A 19,126-nucleotide genomic window follows, 5' to 3' on the forward strand; every position below is an offset into this window, starting at 1 on the left:
ATGCCGGTCGGGGCCGGGACGGAGGACCCGGGAGGGCATGTCAGACCCCAAGGGCACTGTGTCACTCGGTAGCAGGACGGAAGGGGCCGGGGCGGCGGTTGAAGGGAGTGCCATGGAGCAACAAGCCTTGTGGGACGACACGCACGCGCCGCCGGAGAAGGCGTCCCCCACCCGGGGTTCCAAGTCCGTGCGCACCTCCCGTACGAGGAGCCGCCGGGAACTGTCCGAGCCCGAAGGCGCCGCTACAGTGGGCGCCGCAGTGAGCCCTCCCGTCCTGGCATCCATCGCCGTTGGCCGCCCCGTCCGGGGCGAGTTCACCTATTCGGTGCCGGACGCGCTCGCCGGCCAGTTGTCGCCGGGCCAGCGCGTGCTGGTGCCCTTCGGCCGGGGCACCGCGCTGGGCTTCTACCTCGGGCCCGCCAACCCTCCGGCCGAGGAGGGCGTGAAGCTCAAGCCCATCCAGCGCGTGCTGGAGGACTCGCCCTCGCTGCCCAAGGACCTCATCGCCCTGCTGCGCTTCGCGGCCGTGCACTACCGCTACCCGCTGGGCGAGGTCATCCGAGGCGCACTGCCCCCCGGCCTGTCCAAGGCCGTGGACGAGAAGGAAGCCAAGCCCGACGTGCAGCTCTTCGCGGTGGCCCTCGTCAACGAGGTGCCTCCGGAACTGCACCGCGCTCCCGCGCAGTCCGCCGCGCTCGCCTACCTGCTGGCCGTGGGAGGACGCGCGCCGCTGGAGGAAGTCAGCCACGCGATTCCGGGCGCCCGCGAGACGCTGAAGAAGCTCGCCGCGCGCGGCATGGCGCGGATTGAAGAGAAGAAGCTGGAGGCCGGCGTGAAGGACGGCCTCATGCAGGGCCGCCCCGAGCGCCTCACCCCGGAGCAGGACGCCGCCGTCACCGAGCTGCGCGCCGCCCTCGACACCGGCGAGTTCCAGCCGTTCCTCCTGCACGGCGTCACCGGCAGCGGGAAGACGGAGGTGTACCTGCGCGCGGCGGAGCATGCGCTGTCGCTCGGCAAGGGCAGCCTGATTCTGGTGCCGGAAATCGCGCTGACGCCGCAGCTCGTGGGTCGCTTCCGCAGCCGCTTCGGCTCGGAGGTGGCGGTGCTGCACTCGGCGCTGAAAGATCGCGAGCGCCTCTTCCACTGGCAGGCGCTGCGCCGGGGCGACGTGAAGATTGCCGTCGGCGTGCGCTCGGCGGTGTTCGCTCCGGTGGACAACCTGGGGCTCATCGTCGTGGACGAGGAGCACGACCCGTCCTTCAAGCAGGAGGAGAAGCTGCGCTACCAGGCGCGAGACCTCGCCGTGGTGCGCGGCAAGCAGGCCAGCGCGGTGGTGGTGCTGGGCTCGGCCACGCCAGCGCTGGAGACGCTGGAGAACGCGCGGCGCGGACGCTACCGGTTGCTGGAGCTGAAGAACCGCGTGGATGACCGGCCCATGCCCACGATTGAGCTCGTGGACCTGCGCGTGGAGCGTCCCCGCGAGGGTGTGGTGACGGAGGAGGCGCCCATCCTCAGCGCTCCGCTGCTGGCGGCGATGGAGGAGACGATTGGCCGCGGGCAGCAGGTCATCCTCTTCCTCAACCGTCGCGGCCACAGCACCGTGCTCTTGTGCGAGGTGTGCGGCCTGTCGCTCAAGTGCAGCGACTGCGACGTGTGCCTCACACACCACCGCTCGCAGAACCGGGTGGTGTGCCACTACTGCGGACTGGCCATGCCGGTGCCGGACCGGTGCACGGAGTGCACGGGCCCCATGCTCAAGCTGGGCATCGGCACGGAGAAGGTGGAGGCCGAGGTCCTGGAGCGAATCCCCACCGCGCGCGTGGCGCGGCTGGACAGGGACTCGGCCACCAGCGCGGAGCGGCTGACGGAGATGCTGGCCTCGTTCGCGCGCCGCGAGATTGACGTGCTGGTGGGCACGCAGATGGTGGCCAAGGGGCACGACTTCCCGGGCGTGACGCTGGTGTGCGTGGTCATGGCGGACACGTCGCTGGCCATTCCGGACTTCCGCGCGGCGGAGCGGACCTTCCACCTGCTCACCCAGGTTTCGGGGCGCGCGGGACGGGGCAAGGACCCGGGGCGCGTGCTGGTGCAGACGTACAACCCGGACGCCGAGCCGGTGCGGCGCGTGCTGGCCCACGATTTCGACGGCTTCGCGAAGCAGGAACTGGACTGGCGCAAGGCGCTGGCGTACCCGCCCTACTCGCGCATGGCGGCCGTCCGGCTGGAGGGGGAGCACCCCGAGCAGGTGGCCAGCGTGGCGCGGCACCTGGGGAACCTCGTGTCGAGGCACATGCCGCCCGCGTCGGCGGGGGTGCGCCTGTTGGGGCCGGCGCTGGCGCCCATCTCCCGAATCCGGGGGAAGACGCGGTGGCAGTTGCTCGTGAAGGGTCCGACACATGCTGCGCTCGCCCCGTTGCTTGGAAGGCTTGAGGCGGCCCTGGGGGACGTGCCCAACGGAGTGAAGGTTGTGATCGACGTGGATCCGGGGGCCATGCTGTAGACTCGGTGCCCCCCATGGGCGCACCGGTTCTCCTCGTCCACGACGACATCGCCACCATCGCCGCGGTGCGGCGTCTGCTCACGCGTGAAGGGTACGAGGTCATCCTCGCCACCTCCGCCGCGGATGCCCTCATTGGCTTCGGGCACCATCAGCCCGTGCTCGTCGTGCTCGCTCCGGGAGTTGAGAGCGGGCGCGGCCACGTGGTGCTGGAGGAGTTGCTCCAGCATCCGGACGGGAAGAAGGCCCGCGTGCTGCTCCTGGGCGAGCCCATCGCCGGCTTCAGCGCGCCGGTGGCCCCGCTGCCGTTGGACGGCACGGGCTTCATGGCGTTGGTGAACTCGCTCATCAAGGCGCCAACGGAAGCAGACGCCTGGCACGTGGTGGAGAACCGCACCCTGCCCGGGGCCGGCGCCGGAGCGCAGGCGGATGAGGGCGAGACGTGGCATGCCACGCCGCCGCGCCCGGTGGGTGGCGACCCCGCGCTGGCGAATGCGCTGTTCGGTGATTTGGCGCCGCTGCACCAGACGGACTGGGAGCTGGCGGCGATGACGCGCGAGGAGCGCACCGCGCACGAGGAGGCCAAGCAGCGCGAGCATCAGACGACGCTCGTCATGTTCTCCGCGATGGAGATGGCGCACCAGGAGGTGGAGGCGCAGGCGATGGCCTCCATCGACTCGGCGCTCGCCACGGGAGGCCCGGAGGCGTGGGGTGAGGGGACGGCCCAGGCGCCGACGGACGACTGGGCGGCGGCGGTGGAGGGTGCGGAGGCGGGGGCCACGGCGGCACAGGCCGGTGCGCAGGATTGGGCGGCGGCGGATGGGACGGCTGCTCCGGAGGCCGGTGCCGCGCCGGAGGAGTCGCAGGCACAGGACTGGGCGGCTGGGACGTCCGCGTCGGAGGTTGATGCAGCGGCGGAGCAGGCTGGCGCGCAGGGTTGGGATGGGGCGGCTGCGTCTGAGACTGATGCGGCGGACCAGGCCGGTGCTCAGGGCTGGGATGCTGCGGCTGCGCCGGAGACTGATGCGGCGGAGCAGACAGGTGCGCAGGGCTGGGATGCTGCGGCTGCGTCGGAGACTGATGCGGCGGAGCAGGCCGGTGCGCAGGACTGGGACGCCGCAGCTGCTGCGGAGCCCGGTGCGCCGACGGAACAGCAGGGTACGGAAGACTGGGGAGCGGCGGACGGGGCTGCATCCGTTGCGGAGCCCGGGGCCTCGGCATCGTCCGCGACCGAGCCCCCATCCACGGGCAGCGACATGGACGCGGAGCTCCGCGCCGAAGCCGAGCGCCTGGCGCAGCTCGAGATGGACGCGGCGCTGGCGCGAGAGCACGCGGAGCTGACCGCGGAGGCCGCACCACCTCCGGGGCGGCTCGCGTGGACGGAGGAGCCCCTCTCTCCGCCCGGGCTGCGCCCGGTGACTCCGACGCCGAAGCTGGGCGACGAGGGATTCTTCGACGTCGAAACGCCGGAGAATGAGCAGGGCAGTGGGCGCGGCGACGTGTCGCGAGGAGAGCAGGCCTTCGCGGAAGCCGCGGCGGAGGCGCCGACCTGGACGGAGTTGCCGCCGGACCCGGAGATGGAGAACACCGCGAGGATGGCGGTGGGCTGGAGCGATGGTGTCCCCTCCACGAGTGGGGCTCCAGTCGCCGCGGTCGGAGCCGGGACGGCGGATGTCTCCTCCGGAGACGAGTGGGGAACGGAGGCCGAGCTGGGCGAAGACACGCCCACGGCGACAGCGACCGGCACCGCCGAGGCGAGCGCTTCGGAAGGTGACGCCGCGGATTCGACGGAAGGCACGGGCGACGAAGAGGCCGTGCCGTCGGCCTGGGACTTTCTGGAGGCGGAGCTGCAGGCCTCGGTTCGTGCGCGCGAGGCAGCGGAGACAGGAGCGCCCACGTCGGGCGAGGTCGAGCCGGGCTCGGATGAGGATTGGAGCGGAGTGGCTCCGGATGACACCGAGGGCGCTGCGCAGGAGAGCGAAGCGACCGGCATCTCGGCGACAGCAGCGGGTGAATCCGAGCAGTGGAGCAACGCGCAAGCGGCGAGCACCGACGCGCCGGAGCTGAGCGAGGGTGGTGCGGGGGCCGGTGCCGACGCAGCCAGCGCCGAAGCCTCGGCCACGAGCATCGCGGCGCCTTCGCATTCGAATACCGTCGCGCCGAGCACCGGCGCGGGAGCGGACTGGTTCGACTCGGATACGGACAATGCCGCGCCCTCGACGGGGCCGAAGACGCTGGTGGAGTGGCCGTCTGAGTCCACGTCCCTCACGGACGTCGCCGCGTCTGGCGTCTCCGAGCTGGAGGCGCCGGCCTACCTGGACGAGCCTTCCTTCGAGGAACCCGCGCAGGCCTCCATGAGCGAGGCCCGCGTGCCCGGTGCCGCGCCCTCCGCGCTGCTGGCGCAGTGGCAGGCACAGCAGGAGGAGGCGGAGCGCCAGCTCGAAGAAGCACACGAGCGGATGCGCGCGGTGCGGGACGATCTGGAGAAGGAACTCGCCCTGCGCCAGCAGCTGGAGCAGCAGGTCGTGGAGGCGCGTGAGCTGGGCGAGTCGCTGCGCGGAGTCCTGGACCGCGAATCCGCGCTGCGAGTCGAAGCGGAGGCCGCGAGGGACCAGGAGGCTTCGCTCCGGCTCGTGGCGGAGGAGCTGGCGGAGGCGGCCCGGCTGCGGGAGCAGTCGCTCGACGAAGAGCGCTCGCGCGAGGCGGAGCTGCGGCTCGAAGCGGAGCACCAGGCCCACGCCCTCCAGGAGCGGCTCGCGGCGCTGGAAGCCGTCCATCAGCGTGACGCCGGTCTGGAGACCGAGCGCACGGGCGCGCTGGAGCACCTGCATGCGCAGGTGGCCGAGCTCCAGGCGAAGCTCGACGAGGCGGAGGCCCGAGTCCGCGAGGAAGCGGAAGCACGCGCGGAGGTGGAGACCCGCGCCATCGACGCGGAAGCGCGAGCCGAAGCCCAGGAGCGCGCGAGGGTGGAGGCGGAGGTCCGGGCACAGGATGCCTCCGCCGCCAGTGATGACGCCCGGGTGCGCTCCGATGCGGAGGCCCTGGCGCGCAGCGAGCTCCAGATTCGCATCGAGAAGCTGGAGGCGAAGCTCCGGGAGGAGACGAAGGCCCGCACCACGGCGGAGACACGCGCCAAGGCGGCGATGCAGGCGCTGAAGGAAATCGAGACGAGGCTCGAGTCCGAGGCCGCCGGCCGCGTCGAGGCCGAAGGCCGCGCCGAGGCGGAGGCCAAGGCCCGTCGGGATGCGGACTCCCGAGCCGAGTCCGCCGAGACGGCGACCGCGGCAGCGGAGGACCGGGCCGAGGCGGAGACGCGAGCCCGTGAGGCCGCGGAGGCGAGAGCAGAGGTCGAGGCAGAGGCCCGGCTCGCGGCGGAGACCCGAGCGACGTCCGAAGCCAGCGCCCGCGCCGACGCGGACGTCCGCGCCGAGCTGGCGACCCAGGCACAGTCCGAAGCGGAGGAGCGAGCGGAGTCCGAGTCCAAGGCCCGCGCCGAGGCCGAGGCCCGCGCCGAAGCGGAGTCGAAGCGCCGCGCCGAGGCGGAAGCCCGCGCCGACGCCGAAGCGAAGAAGCGTGCCGAAGCCGAAGCGCGCGCCGAAGTCGAGGCCCTGGCCCGCGCCGAAGCCGAGGAGCGCGCCGAGTCCGAGGCACAGGCCCGTGCTGAATTCGAAGCTCGCGCCGAGGAGGGAGCGACCTCCAGCACCGAGGCGGAAGCGCGAGCCGAGGCGGAAGCGAAGAAGCGCGCGGAGGCCGAAGCCCGCGCCAAGGCGGAGGCGCGGCAACGCGCGGAAGCCGAAGCGCGAGCCGAAGCGGAGGCACAGCAGCGCGCGGAAGCCGAAGCCCGCGCCGAAGCCGAGTCGAAGCAGCGTGCCGAAGCCGAGGCCCGCGCCGACGCCGAAGCGAAGCAGCGCGCCGAAGCCGAAGCGCGCGCCGAAGCGGAGGCACAGCAGCGTACCGAAGCCGAGGCTCGCGCCGAAGCCGAGTTGAAGCAACGTGCCGAGGCCGAGGCCCGAGCCGAAGCCGAATCGAAGCAGCGTACCGAGGCCGAGGCCCGCGCGGAGTCCGAGTCGAAGCACCGAGCGGAAGCCGAAGCTCGCGCTGCTTCCGAAGCAGAGCAGCGCGCCGAAATCGAGGCGCGTGTCGAAGCCGAGTCGAAGCAGCGCGCTGAAGCCGAAGCCCGTGCCGAGGCCGAAGCGAAGCAGCGTGCCGCCTCGGACGCGCGCGCCGAGGCCGAAGCGAAGCGCCGGGCCGAAGCGGAAGCCCGCGTGGAGTCCGAGTCCAAGGCCCGCGCCGAAGCCGAGGCCCGCGTGCAGCAGTCCGCACAGGCCGCCTCCGAAGCCGCTGCCCGTGCGAAGGCCGAGGGCCGTCATCGCACCGCGCTCGAAGTCCGCCTCGAAGCCGAGTCCAACCAGCGCGCGGCCGCGGAGACGCGAATCGAAGAAGAAATCCGAGCCAGGAACGCCGCCGAGTCCCAGCTCTCCGCCATCCAGGCCCGGCTCGAGCAGGCCCGCCAGGCCTCCGAGAGCATCCGTCAGGAACTGGCCCGCGAGCGCGAAGCGCGAGAAGCCGTCGAGAAGGAGCTCGAAGCCCTGCGTGCGGCGAAGGCCCAACTGGAGGCCGACTCCGTCGAGCAGGCCGCCCGCGCCGAGCGCGAGCGCCTCGAGCTCGAAGAACGCGCACGCCGCGAAGCCGAAGAAGCCGCCGCGCAGGCCCGTGCCGCGCTCCTCCCGCTGGAGACCCCTCCCGGCCGGCCGGAGCTGGCGGTGGCCCGCAGTGGCAGCGTCACCCAGGACGGCCTCGCCAAGCTGGTCCTCCGGCTCTGCGAGGCGCGCATGGAGATGCGCCTGGAGCTGAAGGTGATGAACGCCCTGCGCGTCCTCTGGCTGCGCGATGGCACGCTCGTGGGCGCCGTCTCCTCGGCCCCGGGCGAGTCGCTCATCGACCGCGCCCGCGCGGACGGCCTCATCGACGCGCGCCAGGAGGGCGAGCTGCGCCTCGTCCGCAGCGCCACCACCGGCGCACTGCTCGACGCCCTCCGGGGCCGCGGCTACCTGCGTGAGTCCGAGGCCGTGCCGCTCGTGCAGCGCTACACGGAGCAGGTCTTCCTCGACGCGCTCGCCGAGCCCTCCACGCTCTACCGCCTCGTCCCGGAGCCCGCGCCGCACGAGGTGGCCCTCGCCGCCGCCACGCGCCCGCCGCTGCATCTGCTGGCCGAGGCCCTGCGCAACACGCTCTCCGCCGAGTCCCTGCTCGAAGCCGCCGGCAGCCTGCGCGCCCGAGTCACACGAGGTGACATCCACCTCGCCCCGGATGACTTCGGTCTCCCCCCGCGCGACCTGCAGCTCCTCTCGCAGGTGGACGGCGAGCACACGCTGGAAGCGCTGCTCCTCGGAGCGGGGCTGCCGCAGGAGTCCGCGCTCAAGTCGCTCGCGGTGGCACGGACGCTCGGACTCATCACGCTGCAGAGCGCCAGCGAGGAGGACGCCGGCGAGCTGCCTCCGGAGCTGGACGTGCGCCGCCTCGAAGCGAAGTTCGAGGAGATTCAGGACGCGGACTACTTCACCGTGCTGGGCCTGGCTCGCACGGCGGGCAGCGAGGAGGTCAAGCGCGCGTACGAGCTGCTGGCCGCCGAGTTCCACCCGCTGCGCTTCGCCGGCCACCCGGACCCCGCGCTCCAGCACCGCGCGCAGCAGATTCGCAGCGTCCTCTCCGAGGCCGCCCAGGCGCTCGGCGATGACCGGCTGCGCTCGGAGTACGCCCGCAGCCTGCTCGATTGACGCACGGTGGACAGCCGTGCACCCGGAGGCGCCGCGCCGTCAGGCGCGGTTGCCCGGCCGGTGCGGTGGAGTTAAGACGGCGGCCATGGTTCGCGAAATTCTCATCTGGCCCGACCCTGTCCTGAAGCAGAAGGCCCGGCCCGTGGCGAAGGTGGATGACGCCGTCCGCGTCCTGGTGAAGGACATGTTCGAGACGATGTACTCCGCCGAGGGCGTCGGCCTCGCCGCACCGCAGGTGGGCGTGCTCCAGCGCATCATCGTCCTGGACACCACTCCCAGCCAGCCCGACTCCAAGCCCATCGCGATGATCAACCCCGAAATCATCGCCATGGAGGGCGAGACGACCTACACCGAGGGCTGCCTCTCCATCCCCGGCGAGGCCGAGGACGTGGACCGGGCCGCCATCGTCACGGTGAAGTTCCTCGACGTGGAGGGCCAGGAGCAGACGATGCGCTGCGACGGGCTGCTCGCCATCGCCGTGCAGCACGAGACGGACCACCTCAATGGCACCGTCTTCGTGGACCACGTCTCCACGCTGAAGCGCGAGCTTATCCGCAAGCGGATGAAGCGCCTCAAGACCTCGCGCGAAGAGAGCGCGCAGGCCGCGCGGTAGCAGCGACCTCCCGGGCCGGAGCCTTCTTGCGAGGCTTCGCCGGGGCCGGAGCCTTCTCGCGAGGCTCCGCCCCGCCCGCGCGCACCCCCTTCTTCGGACACACGTCCGCGACGACGCAGCGTCCGCACTCGGGTGAGCGCGCGAAGCACGTCCGCCGTCCGTGCCACACCAGCAACTGGTGTCCCAGCGTCCACCGCTCCGGTGGAAGCACGGCCTGCATGTCCAGCTCCACCTTGTCCGGGTCCTCCTGCGTGGTGAACCCGAGCCGGTACGCCAGTCGCTTCACGTGCGTGTCCACGGGGAAGGCCGCGTCGCCGCCCAGGTGGATGCACACCACGCCGGCCGTCTTGCGGCCCACGCCGGCAAGCTGCTCCAGCACGCCGCGCTGGAGGGGGACCTGGCCTGCGTGCTCCTGCACGAGCGCCCGCGCGGCGGCCACGATGTTCTTCGCCTTGGCGCGGTAGAGGCCACAGGTGCGGATGAACGGCTCCACGTCCGTCGGTTCTGCTCTCGCGTATGTCTGGGCGTCGGGGAAGCGCTGGAAGAGGGCGGGCGTCACCATGTTCACCCGCTTGTCCGTGCACTGCGCGGAGAGGATGACCGCCACCAGCAGTTCGAGGGGCGTCCGGTAGTCCAGCTCGATTCGCGCATCCGGCATGTCGGCCTGAAGCCGGTCCATCACCAACAGTGCACGCTTCTTCTTCTCCGCGGCGGTCTCACGTCCAGGCACGCGGCCGTTGTATGTCACCCCTGACGCGAGCCCAAGCACCGCCTGGGGCCCATCCATTTCGAGAGACCCATGAAGCCCATCGACTTCCGCTCCGATACCGTCACCAAGCCCACTCCCGCCATGCGCCGCGCCATCGCCGAGGCCGAGGTAGGCGACGACGTCTATGGCGAGGACCCCACCGTGCGCCGCCTCGAGGAGCGGGTGGCCGAGCGGCTCGGGCTGGAGGCGGCGGTCTTCGTGCCATCGGGCACGCAGGCCAACCAGATTGCGATTGGCGCGCACTGCCGTCAGGGCGACGAGGTCCTCACCGAGGCCGGCAGCCACATCATCCAGTACGAGGGCGGCGCGGTGCCGGCGCTGTGGGGCGTGCAGCCCGCGCCGCTGCCGGGCCAGCGCGGCCTGCTGACGCCGGAGCAGGTGACGGAGGCGGTGCGCGCGGAGAACGTGCACGCGCCGCGCACGCGCCTGTTGTCGCTGGAGAACACGCACAACCGTGGCGGCGGCTCGGTGTGGCCGGTGGAGCGCTTCCGCGCGGTGGTGGAGGCGGCGCGCGCGGCGAAGCTGGCGGTGCACCTGGACGGCGCGCGCCTGTTCAACGCCGAGGTGGCGGCGGGCGCGCCGGCGTCCTCGTGGGCGAAGCTGACGGACTCGACGTCGGTGTGCTTCTCGAAGGGGCTGGGCGCGCCGGTGGGCTCGGTGCTGGCGGGCCGCGCGGACGTCATCTCCGAGGCGCGCCGGCTGCGCAAGCGGCTGGGCGGCGGCATGCGGCAGGCGGGCGTGCTCGCGGCGGCGGCGCTGTACGCGCTGGACAACCACGTGGCCCGGCTCGCCGAGGACCACGCGCACGCGCGCCGGCTGGCGGCGGGGCTGGCGGAAATCCCCGGCGTGAAGGTGGACGCGGCGCAGGTGGAGACCAACATGGTCTTCGCTGAGTTCACGACGCCCGCGATGGAGATGGTGGCGCTGCTGGCGAAGCAGGGCGTGCTGACCAACCCCGCGGGCGGTCCGCGCACGCTGCGGCTCGTCACCCACCTCGACGTGTCCGCCGCGGACATCGACGAGGCCGTGGCCCGCATCCGTCGCGCGGTGGCCTGAGCGTCACGACGGAGCGTGGAGCCTCGCCTCCTCGCTCCCACGTCGCGTGAAACGCGGACTGGCCGACACCGCGTGCTCCACTCCCGCGACGAGAGGAGGCATCCCGGGCGGGCGTGGTAGGCTCGCGGTGCCGTGCGCCGCCTCAGCCTCCTCGTCCTCGCCACCGCCTGCTCCTGCGCCACCCCGCGCGAGGAGCCGAAGATGAGCTTCGAGGAGCTCTACGGCGCCTCCCGCTCGGACGCCCCGCGCGCGTCCTCCTCCTCCGCTCCGCTCGTTCCGCAGTCCTCCGAAGCGCTCCAGACCGCGCTCGCTGCCTTCACCGAGAAGGCGCGGGCCTACCGCTCGCAGGTCGCGCGCGGCGGGACCATGCCCGCGTCCCAGGTGGAGAACTGGGAGTCGATGAACCGCATGCTGGACGGCTTCCTCGCGCAGCCGGTGAAGGCCTCGGACGCGCGCAACGTGACGCATGTGCGCAGCGCGCTGGAGGCCGAGCTGGAGCAGGACGGCCGCGCCTACGGCGACATGCCCGGCGCGCTGGCGGAAGCCGTGGTGCAGCGCGTGGGCCGCCTCGCGCTGCTCCTCGCGCAGATGCACCGTCTGGAGAACCCGGCGGATCCGAACGACCTGCCGCGCCTGATGTGGCCCCTGGCGCCCGTGAAGCTCACCAGTCTCTTCGGCCATCGCTGGCACCCGATTCTGGGTGAGAGCCGCCGCCACCTCGGCGTGGACCTGGCCGCGCAGCACGGGCAGGTCATCTACACCGCCGACAAGGGCGTCGTGCTGCGCGCCGGGTGGAATGGCGACCACGGCAACCAGGTGGAGGTGCAGCACGCGGGCCGCTGGGTGACGCGCTACAGCCACCTGTCCCGCGTGCTCGTGGAGCCGGGTGAAATCCTGGAGCGGGGTGACGCCCTGGGCCTCGCCGGTGAGACGGGGCTCGCCACGGGTGTCCACCTCCACTTCGAGCTGTGGCGGGACGGCCAGCCCCTGGACCCGCTCGACGCGCTGGGCGGTGACGAGGAGACGTCCGTGGAGGGCATCCCCATGGCCCGGCACCACGTGGACATGGAGCCCGCAACGCATCAGGGGCGCCAACCGCCAGGTCAGCGCCCCTGATTGGGGACCACGTCCGTGCCGAGCGTACGGCTCAGAGCGAGTTCTTCAGCTCCTTGGCGGGCCGGAAGCCGATGGTCTTCGAGGCCTTCAGCTTCATCATCTCGTTGGTCTGGGGGTTGCGGATCTTCCGCGCCTTGCGCGAGCGCACCGACCAGGTGCCGAAGCCGGGGTAGCTGAAGCGGGCGTCCTTCTTCACCGCCTTGCCGATGTTGGTGAAGACGATGTCGAGGATCTGCGCCGCGGACTTCTTGGTGAGACGTGTCTGCGCCGCCACCACCTCGACGAGCTCTGCCTTGGTCATTACGCCCCTCCGTCCTTGCGTTGTCTGTTCTTGAAAATGCTTGGCCGAGCGGTGGTAACAAATCGCTCTTTTCCCTGTCAATGCTGGCCGCGCTCCGAGGCCGGAAAATCGGCCTCCGGACGAAAAGTTGGCTCTCTGAAACAGCGGGCTTACAGAGGAGAAGTGCCTCTCGCGCGTGTCACATTCCGACACTCCACCCGCAGTGAGGGTTTGAGTGCGGAAATGATCGTGATTGGAAGAAAGTCTTTGGAATTTTGATCACTTGGCGGGTTGGGTTGATCGCATTCCCGCGCGCCCGTGCGGGGTGGCGCTAGAGTGCCTGGCTGCGTGCGCTTCCGAACGGTCCTCCCGCTGCTCCTCGTGCTGTGCACCTGCCGGAGCCCGGCGCCCCGTGACGTCACCGGGCCCGGGGAGACCCGCACCCACGTGTGGGTGGACGCGGCGGGGCCAACGTCCGGGGATGGATCTCACGAGCGGCCCCTGCGTTCGCTGGCCGAGGCGCTGATCCGCCCCGGCCCGCTCACGGTGCACCTGGGGACGGGGACGTACTCCGGGCCCTTCACGCTTCCGGAGGGTGTCCGGGTGGAGGGGCAGGGCGCGGCCTCGGTACTGGCCGTGGAAGGCGAGGCCAAGCCGGTGCTGCGGGCCTCGCGCGACGCGGCGCTGGTGGGCCTCACGGTGCAGGGAGGAGGGTGGGGGTTGGAGGTGGAGGGCGGCCGGATGCGGCTGGAGCGGGTGGCCTTCAGCGGGCAGCGGACGGGCGCGGTGCGGGTGGTGGCCGGGCGACTGGAGGTGGAGTCCGGACGATTCGACACCACGGTGCCGGGAGGCACGGGGGTGTTGCTGGAAGGCGCGGAGCCCGAGGCGGAGGCAAGCGCGCCGGCTCCCCTGGCTGGAGCAGCGGATCACGCATCTGGAGCGCCAGCAGCCCAGGCCGGGTCGAGGGAGCGCGCACCGTCCACGGCTCGGGCCCGGGCAATCGACGCGCGCATCACCGCCAGCACGTTCACCGGCCCCTACCGGCGCGCGGTGCGGGTGCGCGGAGCCCAGGCCCGCGCGGAGCTGGAGGACGTGCGCTTCTCCGGCCCGGACTCCGCCGTCGGCATGGACGGCGGCCACGTGGAGGTGCGGCGCGCGGTGGCGGAAGGCGGCAAGGGCTCCGCCTTCTCCATGATGGGCGGCACGCTGGTCCTCGAAGACGCACAGGTGACGGGGCACGAGTACGGCCTGTCCGCCACCCAGGCGCGAAAGCTCGAGGTGCGGCGCTTCACGTCGGTGCGCGCCGAGCGCGCCGGCCTCGGCCTGGTGCACGCGCAGGGCGTGCTGGAGGACGTGGTGGTGCGAGACAGCGGCGACTACGGAGGCCTCCAGCTCGTGGGCGGGGACCTGCTCGTCCAGCGCTTCCGCGTGGAGGGCTCGGGTGAGTACGGCCTGTCCGCCGTGCACGGGAAGCTGCGCCTGCGCGATGGCACCCTGGTCCGCGTGCGCTCGGCCGACGGTGCGGCCGGAGACGGCTTGCAGCTCCGCGAGGTGGAGGCGGACGTGGAAGGCGTGGTGGTGCGCGACGTGGCGGGCTCATGCGTGCTCGCCGCGCAGGCGGCCCGCGTGAAGCTGCGTGACGCGGAGTTGCGCGGGTGCAGGTACGCGGGGCTCTCCGTTGACACGCAGGCGCGACTGGACGCCACGGGCGTGGAGGTCCACGGCGCCGGAGCCGCCATGACGGCCCAGGGGCAGGGCGAGCTGCGCGTGGACGTGCTCACCGCGAGCGGCCTGCAGGACGGGCTCGTCTGGGCCGAGTGTCAGGGCACGACACGCATGAGCCTGAAGCGCGTGCGCTCGGAGGACGCGCGAGGCCTGCCGCTCCCCTGCGTCGAGGGCCGGCCCGAGAAGCCCGCCACGCCCAGGTGAGGAGCGTGGCCCTCAGGCCGGAGGCGGCACCGTCTCGGTGGGGAGCCGCGTCGCGTGGCGCTCCAGCCACTCGCGGATGAGTGGGTAGACCTCCACTGGCGCGCCGGTGCCGAAGACGAGGTCGCCGTGTCCGTAGTCCATCTTGTCGCCGCGGTCCCTGCCGAAGATGTGCAGCGTGCGGTCCGGCGCGGTGGCGAGCGCGAACTGGGCCTCCACGTTCTCCGCCGTGGCCAACCGGTCCGAGCTGCCGCCCATGATGAGCAGGGGGAGCTGCAGGCGGGAGATGCCCGCGCGCCAGTCCGTGGCGCGGTCGAACGAGCGGAACGCGTCGTGCTCAATCCAGTCCTGGAACTGGAGCAGCACCTTGCGGCTCATCGACGACATCATGTTCGCGTAGACCTGCCGTTGGATTCGCGGGGGGATGTGCGCCGGATTCACCACCAGGTCCGAGAGGGGCAGCGCGACGTAGCCGAGGAACGGCGCGAGGCTGGCGCTCATCCACTCCTGCCGGAAGCGCGCGGGCCACGCGGCGCGCACGCCCAGCGAGATGAGCGCGCGCATCAGCGGCCCGGACTTGAAGTGCACGGGAGACCCCAGCACGAGCAACCCCGCAAGCTTCGAGCCCTCGGCCCCCTGCGCCACGCCGTAGCCCACCAGCCCTCCCAGCGAGTGGCCGAGCCAGAAGGCGCGCTTCGCCCCCGTCTCCTTCAGCGCCGCTTCCAGCAGCGCCGGCCCGTCGTGGAGGATGTGGTCATCGATGGTGAAGTCCGTGTAGCGTCGTCCCGGAGGTGGCTGGCGCGAGTGCCCGGTACCGCGCCACTCGACGCTGAAGCAGTCGAAACCGGCGTCGGCGAGGTAGTGCGCGACGGAGTAGGGTGGCTCGAAGTCGAAGGTGTACCGGTTGGCGGCCAGCCCATGGCACAGGAGCACCGGCTCCTCGAAGCGGCGCACCTTGGCCCGCCGCACGTGGACGGTGAGCTCCCAGCCGTCGTCGCAGCGGACGCGGAGGGCCTGGGGCAGGTCCGTCCTCAGACGGTACCACCGCCGCACGGCCACCACCCAGACGATGTTCCACAGCACCAGGGCGAGCACGGCGACCAGCACCCACACGCCCCACCGCCAGGCATCCATTCCGCCTCCTTAACGAACCCCAGGGTGACGTTGGCGCAAATAAAACCCTGCTAAGGTCGGTTCACCCGCCGTCCTGTTGCCGGAACAGACGGGTATCAGAGGAAGTCGAGGGAATGATGAAGCTACGGAAACTGATGTTCGTGCTCCCGAACCTTTTCACCGTCACGTCCATCTTCTGTGGTTTCTATGCCATCACCCTTTGCACGGGCGAGGCCGGCCCCGTGCAGCTCTACCAGGCGGCCCTGGCCATCTTCTTCGCCATGTTCTTCGACGGGTTCGACGGCCGGGTGGCCCGCCTGACGAAGACGCAGAGCGACTTCGGCGTACAGCTCGACAGCCTGGCGGACGTCATCTCGTTCGGGGCCGCGCCCGGCCTGCTGGTCTACAAGTGGGCGCTCGCGCCGCTGGGCTTCGTGGGCCTGTTCATCTCCTTCGCCTTCGCCGCGTGCGGCGCGCTGCGGCTGGCGCGCTTCAACGTGCTGGCGGCGCGCAACCCGCACGGCGGCGGTGGCCGCTTCTTCGTGGGCCTGCCCATCCCGATTGCGGCGGGCATGCTGGTGTCGGTCATCATCTCGCACCACGCGGCGGCGGGCGGTGCGCCCCTGCGCGAGGGTGCCGCCATGCCCATGGCCGTGGCGGTGTCCGCGCTGTCGCTGCTGATGGTGTCGACGGTGCGCTACCGCACCTTCAAGGACGCGCGGCCGAACCGGAAGAGCGCGCTGGTGTTCATGCTGATGGTGCTGGGCGGCGTGGTGATTGCCACGCAGTTCCACCCGGCCTGGGTGCTGGTGGCCTGCTGCGGCGCGTACCTCGCGCTGGGCCTCGTGGAGTCGGTGGTGCACGTGCGCAGCAACCTGGTGGCGCGCAAGGTGGCCTCGGGCGCCGTGGCGGCGGTGGCCGTGGCCGCCGTCATCGACGATGAGGACGAGGACGAAGAGGACGCCGAGGAAGAGGCCGGTCCGGGCAACGACGGCCCCGCGTACCTGTAGTCGCGCGGCCCCCGGGGCGCGGTGGCGCTCGTTCAATCCGTGCCGCCGCCGCCCGCTGCCGCTAGGATGCGCGGCCCATGCGCGTCGAGCTGCTGTGCACCGGTGACGAGCTCGTCACCGGCCTCATCACGGACACGAACAGCACGTACCTGGAAGCCCACCTCTTCGACCTGGGTGTGAAGGTCGAGCGCGTGGTGCTGGTGGGTGACGTGCGGCCGGACATCACCCATGCGTTGCTGTCCGCCGCCTCGCGCGCGGACGTGGTGGTGGTGTCCGGGGGACTGGGCCCCACCGCGGACGACTTCACGCTCGAGTGCGCCGCCGCGGCCGCCGGTGTGCCGCTGGAGGAGGACGCCCGGGTGCTCGGCTGGCTTCGGGAGCGCTACGCCGCGAGGGGCATGTCCACCAACCTCAACCCGGGGCAGCTGCGCATGGCGCGCATCCCCCGCGGCTCCGAACCGGTGCGCAACCCCGCGGGCTCCGCGCCCCTCGTCGTCCTCACCCTGGGCCGCTGCCGGCTCTTCTTCCTCCCGGGCGTGCCGCGAGAGTTCAAGGCCCTGCTGGACGCCGAGGTGCTGCCGCGCATCCGCACATGGCTGGAGGCGGCGCCCGGCCGCACGTATCGCGCCTTCCGGCTGCTGCGCACGGTGGGCATGGGCGAGTCGGTGCTGAACGAGCAGGTGATGCCGCTGGCTCCGCGCCACCCGAGGGTGGTGTTCGGCTTCCGCACGCACGCGCCGGAGAACCACCTCAAGCTGATGGCCGAGGCGCCCTCGCAGGCCGAGGCCGACGCCGCGCTCGCCGCCGCGGAGGCGGACTGCCGCCGCGTGCTGGGCTCGAGCGTGTTCGGCGCGGACGCGGAGGAGTACGCGCCGGTGCTGCTGGGCCTGCTCGGCCGCGCGAAGGCCACGCTGTCGGCGGCGGAGAGCTGCACGGGCGGCCTCATCTCCCAGCAACTCACCGCGGTGCCGGGCGCCAGCAACGTCTTCATGGGCGGCGCGGTGGTGTACACGGAGAAGATGAAGACCGCGTGGGTGGGTGTCCCGCCCGAGGTGCTGGAGCGCCACACCGCGGTGTCTCGCGAGACGGCCATTGCCATGGCCGAGGGCGTCCGCGCCGCCTGTGGCACCACGTACGGCCTGTCCGTGACGGGGTATGCGGGCCCGGGCGGAGGCACGCCGGAGGACCCGGTGGGCACCGTGTACTGCGCGCTGGCCGGCGCGGGGATGACCACCCGCTGCGAGCGACTCTCTCTCTCCGGCGACCGCGACCGCGTGCGCCTCTTCGCTGCTTCCCACACGCTGGAGATGCTGCGGCAGCACCTGCTCGCCGCGCCCGTCACCCCATGAGCCGCTCCAAGTCCAAGCGCCCCCGTCCGTCCCCCCCCGCGCGAGGAGCCTCCAGCCCGGGCGATACCCCCCAGGGACAGGACACTCCCGCGTCCGAGCAGGGGCGCGACACCTCGGGCGGCACCGTCACGTCGACCTCCGCCACCGAACACGGCCGTGTTGACACCGGTGCCGTCGCCGCCTCTGGAGCCACCGCCGAGCAAGGCCGGGCCGGCGCATCGTCTCCCGGCTCCACGGCGTCGCCGCACGGAACCCTCCCGTCGCCCTCGGGAGGCCTGCCGCTCAACATCCTGCGCGTGTGGCTGTCCGCGTACCGCGTGGAGGTGGTGCTGTTCCTCGTGGCCTTCGTGGTGCTCGCCAGCTTCAGCTCGCAGCGCTTCCTGCGCCAGAGCGCGGCGCCGCACTTCGTCTACCAGGCGCAGTCGTGGCTGGAGGGCCGGCTGGACATCGACCCTCAGGTGCTGCCGAACCTGGAGGACTGGGCCTGCGTGCGGGTGGTGAACGGCGAGAAGGTCCGCTGCGAGGGCCGGCCGCTCCCGAGTGACCGCTGGTTCGTGAGCTTCCCGTCCTTCCCCGCCGTGGTGATGCTGCCTTTCGTCGCGCTGCACGGCTACCAGTTCAACGACACGTCCTTCGACGTCATCGTCGGCGCGCTGGCGGTGGCGCTCTTCTATTCGCTGCTGCGCTTCCTCGCGAAGGAGGGCGAGACGGCGCGAAACCGGGACGAGAACATCGCCCTCGCGCTCATCCTCGCCTTCGGCACCCTGTTCTTCTACTGCGCCATCCGCGGCGAGGTCTGGTTCAGCGCCGAGGTCATGGGGGTGGCCTTCACCTGCCTCTACGCACGCAACGCGGTGCGCGCGCACCGCCCCGTGCTCGCCGGCCTGTTCTTCTCCATGGCCACACTCACGCGTACGCCGCTGCTCTTCACGGGCCTCTTCTTCGTCCTGGAGGCGCTGTGCCCCGGGCCGGAGTCCCGCCTGGAGCAGCTCAAGGCGATGGGGAGGAACTGGAAGCCCGCGGCGCGCAAGGTGGGCCTGTTCGCTCTGGGGGCCGCGCCCCTCGGGCTGCTCGCGGCCGCGTACAACGTCTACCGCTTCGGACGTCCCGGCGAGTTCGGCCACCGCTTCCTCTTCAACAACCGCGTCAACACGGACATCGACCGCTGGGGCCTGTTCCATTGGGAGTACCTCCCGCGCAACCTGGAGGCCGCGTTCCTCAAGCTGCCGAAGGTGTCCTTCGAGCCGCTGCGCCTCGCGTATGACCCGCACGGCCTGACGTTGCTGCTGACGCTGCCGCTGCTCGTCTTCCTGCTCATGCCGAAGACGCGCCCGCGCCTGCACTGGCCGCTGTGGCTCACCGTGGCCGCGTGCGCGCTGCCGGGCCTGCTGTACCAGAACACCGGCTACATGCAGTTCGGCTTCCGCTTCAGTCTCGATTACACGCCATACCTCCTGTTGCTCTTCGCCATTGGCGGCTGGTCCCTGCGCAACCGCGCGGTGCTGGCCGTGGTGGCGCTCGGCGTGCTGGTGAACTTCTGGGGCGCCGTGGCCTTCCGTGGCTACACGGAGCTTGTCCGGAACTGGTAGGCGCCCGGAGTCCACGGGCTTGAATCCTCCG

12 protein-coding genes are annotated in these 19,126 nt (G+C 71.8%); 9 read left to right on the plus strand and 3 right to left on the minus strand.

What is annotated here, in order from left to right:
- Nucleotides 1-112: 112 nt before the first annotated feature.
- The 3 genes from priA (at nt 113) to def (ending at nt 8,887) form a co-directional block, all read left to right on the plus strand.
- The gene (gene priA / locus ACVTJA_RS10265; protein ID WP_465835987.1) at nt 113-2,500 is read left to right on the plus strand and encodes a replication restart helicase PriA; all 2,388 of its coding nucleotides are present in this window, start codon (nt 113-115) and stop codon (nt 2,498-2,500) included.
- A gap of 14 nt (nt 2,501-2,514) precedes the next feature.
- Complete coding sequence (locus ACVTJA_RS10270; RefSeq protein WP_465835988.1) at nt 2,515-8,274, plus strand: DnaJ domain-containing protein; 5,760 nt, start codon at nt 2,515-2,517, stop codon at nt 8,272-8,274.
- 85 nt (nt 8,275-8,359) lie between these two features.
- On the plus strand, nt 8,360-8,887 hold the full coding sequence (gene def / locus ACVTJA_RS10275) for a peptide deformylase (RefSeq protein WP_465835989.1): 528 nt from the start codon (nt 8,360-8,362) through the stop codon (nt 8,885-8,887).
- On the opposite strand, the gene nth is transcribed toward def, so the two are convergent.
- Entirely contained in the window at nt 8,847-9,674 is an 828-nt protein-coding gene (gene nth, locus ACVTJA_RS10280; RefSeq protein ID WP_465835991.1) for an endonuclease III, read from the minus strand. The genes def and nth overlap by 41 nt on opposite strands.
- A gap of 12 nt (nt 9,675-9,686) precedes the next feature.
- Between nth and ltaE the strand changes: the two genes are divergently transcribed.
- A complete protein-coding gene (gene ltaE, locus ACVTJA_RS10285) occupies nt 9,687-10,712 on the plus strand; it encodes a low-specificity L-threonine aldolase (RefSeq protein WP_465835993.1) in 1,026 nt (341 codons plus the stop codon).
- Nucleotides 10,713-10,844: 132 nt separating this feature from the next.
- Nucleotides 10,845-11,828, plus strand: a complete 984-nt coding sequence (locus tag ACVTJA_RS10290) for a M23 family metallopeptidase (RefSeq protein WP_465835995.1) — start codon at nt 10,845-10,847, stop codon at nt 11,826-11,828.
- 31 nt (nt 11,829-11,859) lie between these two features.
- Here ACVTJA_RS10290 and ACVTJA_RS10295 read toward each other — a convergent pair whose 3' ends face one another.
- Nucleotides 11,860-12,129 carry an HU family DNA-binding protein gene (locus ACVTJA_RS10295; protein ID WP_002635502.1) on the minus strand — a complete coding sequence of 90 codons (270 nt, stop codon included), beginning with the start codon at nt 12,127-12,129 and terminating at the stop codon, nt 11,860-11,862.
- Nucleotides 12,130-12,456: 327 nt separating this feature from the next.
- Between ACVTJA_RS10295 and ACVTJA_RS10300 the strand changes: the two genes are divergently transcribed.
- Nucleotides 12,457-14,037: a hypothetical protein gene (locus ACVTJA_RS10300; protein WP_465835998.1), complete on the plus strand. Its 1,581-nt coding sequence runs from the start codon at nt 12,457-12,459 to the stop codon at nt 14,035-14,037.
- Between the two features lie 12 nt (nt 14,038-14,049).
- On the opposite strand, the gene ACVTJA_RS10305 is transcribed toward ACVTJA_RS10300, so the two are convergent.
- The gene (locus tag ACVTJA_RS10305; protein WP_465836000.1) at nt 14,050-15,168 is read right to left on the minus strand and encodes an alpha/beta fold hydrolase; all 1,119 of its coding nucleotides are present in this window, start codon (nt 15,166-15,168) and stop codon (nt 14,050-14,052) included.
- A gap of 113 nt (nt 15,169-15,281) precedes the next feature.
- On the opposite strand from ACVTJA_RS10305, the gene pssA reads away from it, so the two are divergent.
- The 3 genes from pssA (at nt 15,282) to ACVTJA_RS10320 (ending at nt 19,095) form a co-directional block, all read left to right on the plus strand.
- Complete coding sequence (gene pssA, locus ACVTJA_RS10310; RefSeq protein WP_465836001.1) at nt 15,282-16,157, plus strand: CDP-diacylglycerol--serine O-phosphatidyltransferase; 876 nt, start codon at nt 15,282-15,284, stop codon at nt 16,155-16,157.
- Nucleotides 16,158-16,234: 77 nt separating this feature from the next.
- Entirely contained in the window at nt 16,235-17,506 is a 1,272-nt protein-coding gene (locus ACVTJA_RS10315) for a CinA family nicotinamide mononucleotide deamidase-related protein (protein ID WP_465836002.1), read from the plus strand.
- Entirely contained in the window at nt 17,503-19,095 is a 1,593-nt protein-coding gene (locus ACVTJA_RS10320) for a hypothetical protein (RefSeq protein ID WP_465836004.1), read from the plus strand. Before ACVTJA_RS10315 ends, ACVTJA_RS10320 begins: the two co-directional genes overlap by 4 nt.
- Nucleotides 19,096-19,126 lie beyond the last annotated feature (31 nt).

Source organism: Pyxidicoccus sp. M6 (assembly GCF_055568925.1).

Coding starts and splice junctions, on each gene's coding strand:
- def (WP_465835989.1), top strand. CDS start 8,360: ATGGTTCGCGAAATTCTCATCTGGCCCGACCCTGTCCTGAAGCAGAAG.
- ACVTJA_RS10315 (WP_465836002.1), top strand. CDS start 16,235: ATGCGCGTCGAGCTGCTGTGCACCGGTGACGAGCTCGTCACCGGCCTC.
- ltaE (WP_465835993.1), top strand. CDS start 9,687: ATGAAGCCCATCGACTTCCGCTCCGATACCGTCACCAAGCCCACTCCC.
- nth (WP_465835991.1), bottom strand. CDS start 9,674: ATGGATGGGCCCCAGGCGGTGCTTGGGCTCGCGTCAGGGGTGACATAC.
- pssA (WP_465836001.1), top strand. CDS start 15,282: ATGATGAAGCTACGGAAACTGATGTTCGTGCTCCCGAACCTTTTCACC.
- ACVTJA_RS10320 (WP_465836004.1), top strand. CDS start 17,503: ATGAGCCGCTCCAAGTCCAAGCGCCCCCGTCCGTCCCCCCCCGCGCGA.
- priA (WP_465835987.1), top strand. CDS start 113: ATGGAGCAACAAGCCTTGTGGGACGACACGCACGCGCCGCCGGAGAAG.
- ACVTJA_RS10270 (WP_465835988.1), top strand. CDS start 2,515: ATGGGCGCACCGGTTCTCCTCGTCCACGACGACATCGCCACCATCGCC.
- ACVTJA_RS10305 (WP_465836000.1), bottom strand. CDS start 15,168: ATGGATGCCTGGCGGTGGGGCGTGTGGGTGCTGGTCGCCGTGCTCGCC.
- ACVTJA_RS10295 (WP_002635502.1), bottom strand. CDS start 12,129: ATGACCAAGGCAGAGCTCGTCGAGGTGGTGGCGGCGCAGACACGTCTC.